Here is a 13,565-nt window from a genome sequence, read left to right as displayed (position 1 = left end):
TTTTATACTTTTTCGTAATCAGCCAAATCAACGCTGTCATACTTGGTTAACGAATCTTTATAATACTGTACCTCTGCCGGCTCAAGGTGGCCTTCATCAATTAATTTCTTTTTGGCCTGCTCACTTGAAGTTTTCAGCAGCAGTTTTACCTCGGCAATTGCCACTGAAGGCAATACCCTGATAAATAACAGGAACAAGGTGAAGAATAAACCGATTGAACCGATGAACACGCTTACGTCTACCCAGGTTGGATAGAACATAGCCCAGCTTGATGGTATATAATCGCGGTGAAGTGAGGTAACGATGATTACGAAACGCTCAAACCACATACCGATGTTTACGATGATTGAAAGGAACCATGAGAAAGGTATGCTTGTACGCAGTTTCTTTGACCAGAAAAGCTGCGGGGAAATTACGTTACAGCTCATCATGCTCCAGTATGCCCACCAGTAAGGGCCGGTAGCACGGTTGATGAAAGCGTATTGCTCATACTCTACCTGTGAGTACCATGCAATAAAGAACTCAGTAATATAAGCCACACCCACAATTGAACCGGTAAGCATGATGATCTTATTCATCGATTCGATGTGGAACATGGTAATGTAATTTTCTAAACCTAACACCTTACGGGTTACCAGTAACAACGTTTGCACCATGGCGAAACCCGAGAAGATAGCACCCGCTACGAAGTAAGGCGGGAAGATGGTAGTGTGCCATCCTGGTTCCAAAGATGTAGCAAAGTCAAAGGATACGATGGTGTGTACCGATAGTACCAGTGGTGTAGAGATACCGGCCAGGATAAGTGACACGGTCTCGAAACGCTGCCAGGTTTTTAATGAACCTGTCCATCCGAAAGATAATATAGAATAGATACGGCGACGTATACCTGTAGCGCGGTCGCGGATGGTTGCAATATCAGGCAATAAACCAGTGTACCAGAATAATAACGATACAGAGAAATATGTTGATATTGCGAACACGTCCATCATCAGTGCAGAGTTCCAGTTTACCCAAAGTGAGCCGTACTGGTTTGGCAGCGGTAGTGTAAAGTAAGCTAACCATGGGCGGCCCATGTGCGCTACAATGTAGGTAGCCGCGCAAATTACCGCAAAGATTGTCATCGCCTCGGCAGAGCGGTTAATAGAGTTACGCCAGTTTTGACCGAAGATAAGGAGTACCGCGGAGATAAGCGTACCGGCGTGACCAATACCTACCCACCATACGAAGCCGGTGATATCCCATGCCCAGCCTACGGTTTTATTTAAGCCCCACTCGCCCAAACCAAACCAAAAGGTAAGGCTGATGGCAACTACCCATAACATGGCGCCTAATGCAGATACAATGAAGCCGATCCACCAGGCTTTGTTAGGTTTATTTTCTACAGGCAACAAAATTTCATCAGTAATGCGGGCATAGGTCATGTCCTTGCCTGTCATTAACGGTTCCCTGATTATCGATTCATGATGATGAGCCATATGTTATGATATATCTCTTTATAAAATTTAAGCCAGTGATTCAGTTCCTGTATTTCTAACTTTTACCTGGTAACCAATACCCGGTTGTACGTTAAGCTCTTCAAGTACATAGTAAGTACGCTCGCTCTTTAAAGCTTTTGAAACTTCAGAGTTAGGATCGTTCCTGTTACCGAAGATGATTGCGTTGGCTGTACAGGTTTGCTGACAAGCCATTTTAATTTCACCATCTTTAAGCGGGCGTTTCTCCATTTTAGCTTTAAGCTTACCAGCCTGTATACGCTGTACGCACATAGAGCATTTTTCCATCACACCACGGAAACGTGTGGTTACATCCGGGTTAAGTACTAATTGTGTGTGCTCGTTATTCAGGTAGTTATCAAAGCGAGAGTCATTCCAGTAGTTAAACCAGTTGAAACGACGCACTTTGTAAGGGCAGTTATTTGCGCAGTAACGTGTACCTACACAACGGTTGTAAGCCATCTGGTTCAAACCTTCTGATGAGTGAACGGTAGCTAATACCGGGCACACGGTTTCGCAAGGCGCGTGGTCGCAATGCTGGCAAAGCATTGGCTGGTGCACAACGGTAACGTTATCAAAGTTTTCCAGTTTATCTATCTGTTTTTCTTTGGTTACCATTCCTGTTTCCTCATCGGCCTCAGCTTCGCCGTTCTTGGCAAAACTATAGTAACGGTCTATACGGATCCAGTGCATTTCCCGGCGACGGCCAACTTCTTCTTTACCTACAACAGGTACGTTGTTCTCAGCACTACAAGCTACAATACAAGCGCCGCAACCGGTACATGCGTTAAGGTCAATAGCCATTACCCAATCATAAACCGGGCGGGCGTGGCTTAGGTCCTCGGTACTTTTTGCCCAAAGGTCGTATTTCTCATGCTCACCTTCGTTACCACTGTGTGATGCAGGATTTTTCTTGAATTCTGCAAAAGTAGTTTCCCGGATAACGTTACGGCCCTCATAAGAGTGGTGGGTTTGCGTTTGCGAAAGCGGGAACATATCACCAGTAGCTTCTATAGTTGCCTGCGCGGTAGTTTGGAAAGTACCGTTGCGGAAGCTATAGAAAGGATATGCGTTTTTACCTACATTGTTACCTACCGGGCCTGCTGAGGTACGCCCATAGCCAACTGCTACAGAGATGGTACCTTGTGCCTGGCCTGGCTGTGAAAGCACCGGAAGTTCAACACTATAACCATTTGCCTGTATTTTAATTACAGAAAATTCTTCCAGACCTAACTTTTTGACGTCTGACGGCGACATGGCTGCAAAGTTATCCCAGGTAACTTTTGTTACCGGATCCGGCAACTCCTGCAACCACGGGTTATTTGCTTTTTTACCATCTCGCATGGCGTTATTCTGATAAACCTGCAGCTCAACTTTTTTACCATCTATGCTTACACCTTCGCCAAGTTTAGCGCTTTGGCTAAGAATGGTTTGTGTAACAGCATTCAAGTCGTAGTTAAAAGTATAAGTGCCGGCTGCAACCGGAGCTGCTTTAATAAAGCCGTTTTGCAGTAAGGTTTCCCAACCTGCCTGGCCAGATAAACCGCCTAAAGCAAGTAATTTATTGTTCCAGTTATTCCTAACGTAAGTGTAATAATCTTTAACAGCGTTATCGCTCCAAACCAACAGGCTGGTTTCTGCCTGGCGTGTATTGTAAACAGGGTTGATGGTAGGCTGCAATATGGTGTAGTAACCTTCTAAAGCACTATCGTCACCCCACGACTCAAGGTAGTGGTGATTTGGCGCTATAACATTACATAAAACAGCTGTTTCGTCATTATGATCAGAGAAAGACACCCTTAAGCGTACATTCTTTAAGGCATCTTTTACAGCCTGTGGAGAGTGATAATCATAAGCAGGATTAGCATCAAGGAAAAGCACTGCCCCTACTTCGCCGCGTTTTGCTGCAGCTATAAAGTCAACAATATCGCTATCGTTACCTGCATACTGACGGGATGGATTATCCAGATCAATAGTAGTACCGTAGCTACCCAGTAAAGAGTTGATAGCGTTTACCAATACCTGGGTTGCAACATCGTTAGAACCACAAATTACAAGCGCACGGCCTTTTGCTGCTGTCAGTTCTTTAGCTACAAGCGTAATGGCTTTATCAGCGTTGGCTGTAGTTAGTTTTCTTGAACCCGGTAAGCTTGTTCCGCTAAGTGCATTATATAAGTTTACCAAAGCCGGGCCTTCTTCTGAAGGCTTAATTGCGATGCGCACATCAGCGTTAGTACCGGTAAGGCTCATCCCACTCTCAAACTGGATATGACGAGACATCTTTTTCTCTTCAAGAGATTTTGCGCCCCTGTTTGATACGTATTGGCGGGTAAACTCTTCGCCAGAGATCCAGGTTCCAAGGAAATCGGCGCCAAAGCTTACTATAACGTCAGCCTTATCAAAATTATAATGAGGTAATACGGCTTTACCAAAGCTGTTTTGGTTAGCTTTAATAATACCTGTATATGATACTGCATCGTACGTTACATGTTTAGCAGTAGGGTACTTTGCAATAAAATCAGCAATTACAGCTGTAGTAGATGGGCTATGAACAGTTGATGATACAATGCTGATGGTTTTACCTGCTGCTGCAACGGCTGCAAGCTCATTTTTAACAAACGTATCAATTTGTGGCCACCCGGCATCATTGCCATCCATTTGCGGATCTTTAACACGATTGGTATCGTACAGATCAAGCACTGATGCCTGGGCATGGGCACTTAAACCACCCTTTCCTAAAATATCTTTAGGGTTACCTTCAACTTTTATAGGGCGGCCTTCGCGGGTTTTTACCAATATAGCGTTACCCTCAAATGTAGATGAGTAGTAATTGGCAACACCCGGTGTTACTTCCTCCGGTTTGATTAAGTAAGGGATAGATTTGTGTACGGGTACTTTTTGGCAAGCTGCTAAAGTAACTGCACCCACACCAAAGCCCAATGCCTTCAGGAAGTCGCGACGGGGAGTTTTTGCCGAAAGGCCTCCACCGCTCAATACTTCTTCAATAGGTATCGGCTCGGCAAATTCGTGTTTATTTTTCTCAACAAATTCTGGCGTGTTGTTTAGTTCTTCTAAACCTTTCCAGTATTTTTTATTGTTATCCATTTAAGTTATATAAACTGTAATGCTACGTTCTTTTATCTATTCTGATTATTAATAGTGGCACTTAGCACACTCTATACCGCCAAGTAAAGCTGCGGTAACTTTCTCGCCTTTCTTGAATTTCTCATGAGCGGCAAGGATGCTATCGTAATAAGCGTTACCTTTTGAGTTAACCTGTGTGCGTTTGTGGCATTGGATACACCATTTCATGGTAAGTGGAGAGTATTGGTATACCTCTTTCATCTCCTGTATCTGGCCATGGCAGGTTTGGCATTTTATACCACCCACTTTAACGTGCTGAGAGTGGTTGAAGTAAGCCAAATCAGGCAGGTTGTGTACACGCACCCACTGGATAGGTTTAGCTTTAGTGCTGTCGTATTTAGCTGTGTTAGGATCGTAACCCAAAGCGTCATAAATCTTGTGGATCTCTGGCGACTCTGTTTTAACCGATTTGTGGCAGTTCATACAAATGTTCAATGACGGGATTGATGCATTTTTGCCTTTAAACGCAGCTACGTGGCAGTACTGGCACTCAATTTTCATGGCACCGGCATGCAGCTCGTGCGAGTATTTGATCGGCTGCTCCGGCTGATAACCCTGGTGAACATTGGTATTCCACATGGTTACCCAGTTCCAGCTACCAAAAGCAATGGTTAAGCACAACACCACAAAGAAAACAAGCTTCTTATTTTTGATAAGCTTTTTAAATACCGCTGCGCGCGCTGCTTTTGTTTCAGCCTCTTCAGCAGTTTCTTCTTCAATAAGGCTAACACCTTGCCTGTTTAACAATAAGCGCTCCAGTGTACCGATAACCTTGTTCAATACAAGTATCACGATAAGGGCGATTACTATTACACCGATTAAGCCCCACACTACAAGGCTGCTTGGGCCTTGTTCTGCGGCAGCTGCACCACCTGCAGGAGCCTTAGCTCTCTCTTCCTGCATTGTTTTCCACTCGGTACGAACGTAGGTAATAATGTTACCTACATCAGCATCGCTTAACTCGGCAAACACGGTCATGCCGGCCTGGTTAAACTCATTATAGATTTTTAATGCTTTTGGATTTTTAGCGGCGATAAGAGCCTGGTTGTTCTGGATCCATTTAGTAAGGTAGGCATCGTCTGTTTCCTGTGTAAGCTGGGGGCCTAAGGCAGGGCCGGTCATACGGGTGTCTATTTTATGACACGCAGTACATTTGGCCTTAAATAAAGCTTCGCCCTTTGCAGCATCGGTTTGTGCATTAGCGTTAAACCCGCAAACAGCCAACCCGGCTACCAGTAAAACCGACCTCGAAAACTGTTTAAGAATCAATGAGATATTTCTCATAAAGTGTATTTATGCTAAATAATTTTATATTTTAAGTGTTAAACGAGACGTAGTATGTATGTTTTAGCCACTTTTTCAGGCACAAAAGTATAACTTTATACACTATCGCTGACAATTTAATGACAGCAATATATAATTTATAATCGTTCTAAATTGAATAAAAACCCTCTCAAATTTGTTTAAATGGCGTTTTTGTTATTAGGATGATTATCAGCAATAAAAAGTGTAATTATTACCCTTTCAAATTTAATTTTTTTGTATTAATATCTGTAAAGGAGGCAACAGAAAGCTAAAGCTTTGCCAGGCATCGTATAATCCAGCCAGATAACTTACCTGACCAATACTTATCAGGCCATTTTTTATTGCTGATCCGCACTGTGTATCCAGAGATCAAATACAAAAAAGCCCTTTAAAAAATTTAAAGGGCTTTGCGCGTTATAATAGTTTGTTACTGCTTAAGTATCCATGCAAATATTAAAGGAGCTACAATAGTAGCATCACTTTCCACAATAAATTTAGGAGTATCTATATCCAGCTTACCCCATGTTATTTTTTCATTAGGTACGGCGCCAGAATATGAACCGTAAGATGTGGTAGAATCTGATATCTGGCAGAAATAGCTCCAGAAAGGTATGTTTTCCATCTCCATATCCTGGTACAGCATAGGCACAACGCAGATAGGGAAATCGCCGGCTATACCACCGCCTATCTGGAAAAAGCCCAAACCCTTTCCGTCCGAGTTTTTAACGTACCAATCGGCAAGCCATGCCATATATTCTATACCGCTCTTCATGGTCGATGCCTTGATCTCCCCCTTGATAACGTATGAAGCAAAGATGTTACCCATGGTTGAGTCTTCCCATCCGGGTACAACTATTGGCAGGTTTCTTTCAGCTGCGGCCAGCATCCATGAGTTTTTAGGGTCAATCTCATAATACTGTTCCAATTCGCCGCTTAATAATATCTTATACATATACTCATGCGGGAAATAGCGCTCGCCACTGTCATCAGCATCCTTCCATATTTTATGGATGTGTTTCTGTAAACGGCGAAAAGCCTCTTCTTCCGGTATACAGGTATCGGTAACACGGTTATAGTGGTTCTCTAACAAATCCCACTCATCCTGCGGGCTTAAGTCGCGGTAATTAGGTACACGTTTGTAATGCGAGTGGGCAACCAGGTTCATGATATCCTCTTCCAGGTTGGCACCAGTACACGAAATTATATCAATCTTACCCTGCCGAATCATCTCTGCAAGCGATATACCCAACTCAGCAGTACTCATGGCGCCGGCCAGCGTTACCATCATTTTGCCACCTTCGGTAAGGTGTGTTTCATATCCTTTAGCTGCATCCATTAATGCTGCTGCATTAAAGTGCAGGTAGTTTTTCTCGATAAACTGAGATATAGGGCCTCTTTCAGTGCTCATATTCATTCCTCTAAATTATTTTGCAAAAGTAGCTATTTTGGGCACATCATAATTTTATAAATGCAAATTCGGCAAAACAAGTGCTATTAAAATTATCTTTATGGCACTATACCCCATGAAAAAGATTGTAACCATATTCATATTGTTTTTTATTACCGCTCCTGTTTTTGCTCAAACACATTTGCTGCCAAAGTTTATCCGGAAAATGTATTTTGAAAAAGATACCAGCAAAAAAGGCAGCTTTGTTATTTTACCCGTACTCAGCTCAGCACCTGAAACAGGCCTTGAATTTGGTGGGTCGGGCTTGTACTCTTTTTATACAGATACTTTGAGCGAGTACACCAGGGTATCTAACCTATTTGCCTACGCCACTATTACAACCAAAGGCCAAAGCAGGTTAAACCTTAGCAGCAGTTATTGGACGCCCGGTAACCGCTACCATTTTATCGGCGCTATCAATTACATTAATTTTCCGTTTGATTTTTACGGCATTGGCAATAATACCGCTAAAGCTGACGCCGACCGACTTGGCCAAAAGCGTATAAGGGCCAATTTCAGCGCCGAAAAGAAGTTTGGCCGGTATATTTATGCCGGGCTGGTAGCCGGCGGGTATTATTACCGCTTTAATGATAGGGAAGCGGGAGGCATTTATAGTACTAACCCAACCATTGAGGATAAAAGTGGTGGTAATATTGTTTATATAGGCCCTACGCTGATTTTTGATAACAGGAACAACAACACCTATACTACCCGCGGCGGTACACTTACTACCTACCTTAACATTATGAGCGGCTTTGGCCGTAACAGCAGTTATAAAGGGAGTTTTTTTAATGCTGAGCTTACCCATTTTTTTGCATTAAGCAAGCGTTTAGTTTTAGGCCTTGATGTACAAAGCCAGAATCTTTTAGGCAACTCCTCCCCTTTTTATTTGCTGCCTGCCATGGGTAGCGATGAAATGATGCGTGGCTATTATAACGGCCGCTTTCGCGATCGTAACTACCTGGCAGGGCAAACCGAATTGCGCTACCGCCTTAGCGACAGGTTTGGCATTGTAGGGTTCGCCGGTACCGGCGAGGTATTTAATAAGTCTTTTGATTTTGATGCGCTTAAACCCAATTATGGTGGTGGGCTTCGTTACTTTTTTGATGTACAAAAAGGCTTAAGTGTACGTATTGACTATGGCATAGGTGAAAAACGCCCCGGCGAAAGCAGGCAAAGCGGTGTATATGTAGGTTTAGGCGAAGCTTTTTAACCGGCTAAGCATAAAGTCAATCGGAAAAAATAATAATACCCCTGTAGCGTTCGTAATTTATTTAACGTAAAGTATAATGTTAAATAATTACTGATCATGAAAAAGCTAACATTTACTCTCCTGGCCTTTTCGGCCCTTTTGCTATCATCCTGTTTAAAGCACGATGATAATTGTTGTTATGTATCATACGACCCTTATTTTGTAGCCGAGAAAAACGGACTGGCGATTTACGGCTACCCTGCCACCGGCAAAGTGGGTACCGACTCTATTGCGGTTGCTGGTTTAAGCCAGGATGCAGGCATTGTAATGCACATTAAGTACACCGGCAAAGGTGTATACCAGTTAACCGGTAACCAGGCTAAATATTACCAGGTAGTAGGTAAAGATACCGTAAGCCGCTATAATGTAGGCACTGCAAGCGGCAGCTCGCTTGAGGTAACCGCTTTAGATTCTATCAACAAGATCATCGGCGGAAAATTCAACCTGAAGTTTGTAAGAACATTCCCGGTAACATCAAGCACTTATCCGGATAGCGTAAAATTTACTAAAGGGCAGTTTGTAATAGCCCTGCCGAAATAACATTGCTACCTCACTTAGCCCTCTCAACCGGAGGGCTTTTTAATTTCTGTACATTTTTTTTAACCACCACTTGCTATGCAAGATTTACAGGGAGCTTTTTAGCAAATAATTGTATTTTTGCCGCTCGACTATTGTTTATTATATGAGCCAGCGTACAAAAATTAAAGCACTGCTTGAGGGCGGTAAAACCGATATTGATGTAACAGTTAAAGGATGGGTGCGAACTTTTCGCAATAACCAGTTTATAGCTTTAAACGATGGCTCTACTAACAGCAACCTGCAAATTGTTGTTGATTTTGAAAATACCGACCCAACGCTTCTAAAACGCATTACCACAGGTGCTGCCATTAGCGCTACAGGCAAACTTGTCGCCTCATTAGGTAAAGGCCAGTCTGTCGAGGTAAAGGCTACCGAGATTGAGATACTGGGCGATAGCGATCCTGAAAAATATCCGCTTCAGCCTAAAAAGCACAGTCTTGAGTTCTTAAGAGAGATAGCGCACCTGCGTTTTCGTACCAATACGTTTGGCGCCGTATTCCGTGTACGTAATACGCTGTCTTACGCTATTCATCAATTTTTCCAGGAGCGTGGTTTTATTTACCTGCATACGCCTATCATTACCGCATCAGATGCTGAAGGCGCAGGCGAAACTTTTCACGTAACTAACTTTGATATTGCTAACCCACCAAAGACAGAGACCGGCGAAATAGATTATAAGCAGGATTTTTTCGGTCGCTCAACTAATCTTACGGTTTCAGGCCAGTTGGAGGGTGAGCTGGGAGCCATGGCTTTAAGCGATATTTACACCTTTGGCCCTACTTTCCGTGCCGAAAACTCAAATACCACACGCCACCTTGCCGAGTTTTGGATGATAGAGCCCGAGATGGCTTTTTATGACCTGAAAGATAACGCCGACCTTGCCGAAGCCTTGTTGAAATACGTTATCAGCTATGCGCTGGATAAGAACAAGGAGGATATAGAGTTTTTAAGCCAGCGTTTACAGGAAGAGGAAAAACAAAAACCGCAGAACGAGCGCTCGGAAATGACCTTGTTAGAGAAGCTGCAGTTTTGTTTGAATAACGATTTTGAACGCCTTACCTATACCGAGGCAATCGATATATTAAAGGAATCAACCCCTAATAAGAAAAAGAAATTTCAGTACCTGGTTGAAGGCTGGGGCACCGACCTGCAATCTGAACATGAGCGCTACCTGGTAGAAAAACACTTTAAAAAACCGGTTATTCTTACCGATTATCCTAAAGAGATCAAATCTTTTTATATGCGCCAGAACGACGACGGCAAAACCGTTGCTGCTATGGACATTCTTTTCCCGGGCATTGGCGAAATTGTAGGCGGATCACAGCGTGAGGAACGGTTAGATAAACTGGAGCAGCGCATGGATGAGATAGGCATCCCTAAAGAAGAACTTTGGTGGTATTTAGATACACGCCGTTTCGGCGGATGCCAGCATGCAGGTTTCGGCTTAGGCTTTGAGCGCCTGGTATTATTTGTTACCGGCATGGGTAATATTCGCGACGTGATACCTTTCCCAAGGTTCCCCAAGAACGCGGAGTTTTAACAAAATTTAATGATTTTATCAAAGCGCTGATTTTTTATCAGCGCTTTTTGTTTGTAGATGCCAACGATTAACTTAACAACCACTATTAACGCCCCAATTGAACGCTGCTTTAATGTTGCTCGGGATATCGATGTACACGTAGCTTCAACTGTACACACCGGTGAACGCGCCATTGCAGGACGCACGAGCGGTTTGATAGAGTTAGGCGAAAACGTTACCTGGCGGGCAAAGCATTTTGGTATTTGGCAAAACCTTACCTCTAAAATAACTGATTTTGATTACCCTACTTATTTTGCCGACGAACAGGTAAGCTGCGCTTTTAAAAGTTTCAGGCATGAGCACTATTTTGAACAGCAAGGCGCTCAAACAACCATGCGCGACGTGTTTAATTATAGATCACCATTAGGCTGGTTAGGAAAACTGGCTGATTGGTTGTTCCTGAAACAGTATATGACCACGCTTTTGGTTAAACGCAACGAAGTTTGTAAAGCAGTTGCCGAGCAAATTGGGATTAATTAACAACAGGTACAGGTCTGTTTAGATAACTACGTAGCGTTAAAAGCATAAGCGCTATTAAAATTACCAATATAATATAGCTGATAGCAAAAGTTTGCTGGTTATGAATATTAACTACAGTTGCTATAGCATAGCTAAAAATAGATGTCACAATATAACCTCCACCACTTGTTAATCCGCCTGATATGCCTGCATTATCGGGAAAACGGGTCAAGCAGTAAGTAAAGTAAATATTGTATATAAAGCCCATTAAAAAATGAAGTGCTATTACAAAGAACATTATCGCGAAAATGCTGGTAAACAAATGTGCGGTAGCAAACATGCTGATCGCAAATACACCTTGTAATGAGTTAGCCCAGGTTAATTTACTATAAAAATCTTTAGCTATTAAATACTTACTTAGCATGCCCCCCAACAATAAAGCTATGCCCGAGCTTAACGCGGCATACCCGGTTATAACCGGTGAATAGTGAAAAATATTTTCGATAAGAAAGGGGGCCGACATGCCGAATATGATCGCCATGGAATAACTTAACCCAAGCACTATAATGCCATAAGCAAAATCCTTTGTGCCAAGCATATTTTGGTATGTACGGATAACGGAGCTTAAATGAAATGGCCTGATCTGTTTAAGTGTTTCGCCGCTGTATTTTAATTCTAACAGCAGCATTACAAAAGCATAAAAAGCAAGGAAGTAGAAATTTGCGCGCCAATCAAAACTATGCTGCAGATAGCCGCCCAAAAAAGGGGCAATAACAGGAGCGGAAGACCACACTACAGATAATAAACTGGTGTAATGCTTTTGCTTATCCCCCGTAAAAACGTCGATAAACAACGACCGTTTTGACACCATTATCATCGAAATTACAAACCCTTGTAAAGCGCGCATCACAAAAATTAACTCGATGCTATGCGTAGTTATAATTACTATATTACTTATTATAAACGCAAATAAAGAGATAAGACCAAGGCGGTAACGCCCGTAGCTATCCATAATACTGCCAACAAAAAGCTGCGAAACCCCGTAGCTTATCAAAAATATAGTCATTGTAAACCTTACGCTGGAAATTGATGTATGAAGATCCTTCACCATTGCAGGGAAAGAGGGCACATAAACATCCATTGCAAAACCCGAAATGGGGATAATTAAAAAGGCTAATATCGCGCTGATCTTTCTGTTATCGTCTGTTACGTATCTCATACAACAAAGCTTTCTTTGCGCGGCAAAATTATAAACTAATCCCGGGCATTTGCCGGCCGGGCCTAATAGATGTAATTATTGGATGAAATATTTCATTTCGCTGATAATGCGATTTCTTTACGGTGTTGGTGAACAACAATTATTCTTTTTTATAATCCTTATGCACAATCAAAAAGCTGGCCCGCTCCTCTTTATGAAAAGGAATGTCCCAGTTGCCCTGGTAGGTTATTTTGGTGGGCAGGAGCTCGCCTTCAAAACGGTTAAGTTCAATATCCATCTGCACGTTAAAATCAAAAAACATATTGCTGAACTTCATGTCGATATACCTTCCCAATATTTGAAATGTGTTCATATCAAAGATGGTGGTCATCTCTTTGATCATGGTATCACCATCGGAAGTACTTGGCTTGCGGATAACTTTAAAACGGTAAACAGGTATAGTATCCAGATACTTACCGCGGGCAAACTCATATAAATAAAATTGCCGCATATCTTTTCCAAAAATTTCAGTTTTGCCGCTGATGAAAGGAATGCCGCTTATCTTTCGCCCCGGTGTAAAGATCAGTGCTTTCAGTTTAGCTTTATACCCTGCGTTTTTACCCTTATTTGCCGCAGATGTTCCGTCGCTTTGTATAAACCCGGAATTATAAGCGTTCATAAAGATGTAATCGAACATCTCAACCGTATATAACTGGTATTTACCGTTCTTTTTGTAAACTGCCCCGGTATCCTGTTTGGCAAGATAGGTTACCTGGTGTTTACCGTTAACATTTTCATGCCTTATTTTACGGTAAATTCGGCCGTTTACACGGTTCTTTTTGTTATAAGTGTAAATGCGGTTCTCTGCAGTAAAGGCATATTTCTTCATGTTTTGAAATGCCTTATAAAAACTGGTATCATTTACAATGGCGTCAATAAAATCCTGCGCATTAAGCCGATGGGATACGATGTTAACAGCAGAATCGATAACGATGGTACGGATGGTATCCGGATTATAGCGCTGTATCTGTTGCGCTTTCAAGCCGAAAGTAAAAAGAATCAGGCAGAAGGATGTCGAAATTATTTTGCCCATGTTTTTCAGTATAACA

At 42.5% G+C, this 13,565-nt stretch carries 10 protein-coding genes; 4 read left to right on the top strand and 6 right to left on the bottom strand.

Going from position 1 to position 13,565, the window contains the following annotated elements:
* Positions 1–2: 2 nt before the first annotated feature.
* The 4 genes from nrfD to ACFQZX_RS13715 form a co-directional block, all read right to left on the bottom strand.
* On the bottom strand, positions 3–1,475 hold the full coding sequence (gene nrfD / locus ACFQZX_RS13730; protein ID WP_377116276.1) for an NrfD/PsrC family molybdoenzyme membrane anchor subunit: 1,473 nt from the start codon (positions 1,473–1,475) through the stop codon (positions 3–5).
* A gap of 27 nt (positions 1,476–1,502) precedes the next feature.
* The gene (locus tag ACFQZX_RS13725; RefSeq protein ID WP_377116274.1) at positions 1,503–4,598 is read right to left on the bottom strand and encodes a TAT-variant-translocated molybdopterin oxidoreductase; all 3,096 of its coding nucleotides are present in this window, start codon (positions 4,596–4,598) and stop codon (positions 1,503–1,505) included.
* Between the two features lie 48 nt (positions 4,599–4,646).
* Positions 4,647–5,921 carry a c-type cytochrome gene (locus ACFQZX_RS13720; RefSeq protein ID WP_377116272.1) on the bottom strand — a complete coding sequence of 425 codons (1,275 nt, stop codon included), beginning with the start codon at positions 5,919–5,921 and terminating at the stop codon, positions 4,647–4,649.
* Between the two features lie 448 nt (positions 5,922–6,369).
* Entirely contained in the window at positions 6,370–7,350 is a 981-nt protein-coding gene (locus ACFQZX_RS13715; protein ID WP_377116270.1) for a deoxyhypusine synthase family protein, read from the bottom strand.
* A gap of 115 nt (positions 7,351–7,465) precedes the next feature.
* On the opposite strand from ACFQZX_RS13715, the gene ACFQZX_RS13710 reads away from it, so the two are divergent.
* From ACFQZX_RS13710 to ACFQZX_RS13695, 4 genes are all read left to right on the top strand, one after another.
* Entirely contained in the window at positions 7,466–8,602 is a 1,137-nt protein-coding gene (locus ACFQZX_RS13710; RefSeq protein WP_377116268.1) for a polymerase, read from the top strand.
* Between the two features lie 96 nt (positions 8,603–8,698).
* Positions 8,699–9,181 (top strand): hypothetical protein, encoded by a 483-nt coding sequence (locus tag ACFQZX_RS13705; protein WP_377116266.1) that lies wholly within the window; start codon positions 8,699–8,701, stop codon positions 9,179–9,181.
* A 142-nt stretch (positions 9,182–9,323) separates the two neighbouring features.
* Positions 9,324–10,760, top strand: a complete 1,437-nt coding sequence (gene asnS, locus ACFQZX_RS13700; protein WP_377116264.1) for an asparagine--tRNA ligase — start codon at positions 9,324–9,326, stop codon at positions 10,758–10,760.
* 57 nt (positions 10,761–10,817) lie between these two features.
* The gene (locus ACFQZX_RS13695) at positions 10,818–11,279 is read left to right on the top strand and encodes an SRPBCC family protein (RefSeq protein WP_377116263.1); all 462 of its coding nucleotides are present in this window, start codon (positions 10,818–10,820) and stop codon (positions 11,277–11,279) included.
* Here the strand turns inward: ACFQZX_RS13695 and ACFQZX_RS13690 are convergent.
* Both ACFQZX_RS13690 and ACFQZX_RS13685 read right to left on the bottom strand, forming a co-directional pair.
* Positions 11,272–12,477 carry an MFS transporter gene (locus tag ACFQZX_RS13690; protein WP_377116261.1) on the bottom strand — a complete coding sequence of 402 codons (1,206 nt, stop codon included), beginning with the start codon at positions 12,475–12,477 and terminating at the stop codon, positions 11,272–11,274. The genes ACFQZX_RS13695 and ACFQZX_RS13690 overlap by 8 nt on opposite strands.
* A 139-nt stretch (positions 12,478–12,616) precedes the next feature.
* On the bottom strand, positions 12,617–13,549 hold the full coding sequence (locus tag ACFQZX_RS13685) for a hypothetical protein (protein WP_377116259.1): 933 nt from the start codon (positions 13,547–13,549) through the stop codon (positions 12,617–12,619).
* Positions 13,550–13,565: the final 16 nt, after the last annotated feature.

The sequence above is a fragment of the Mucilaginibacter litoreus genome (assembly GCF_042676805.1).
GTDB classification, from domain to species: Bacteria; Bacteroidota; Bacteroidia; order Sphingobacteriales; family Sphingobacteriaceae; genus Mucilaginibacter; species Mucilaginibacter litoreus.
Note: the sequence above shows the minus strand (reverse complement) of the source record. Positions and strands in the feature narration are given on the sequence as shown.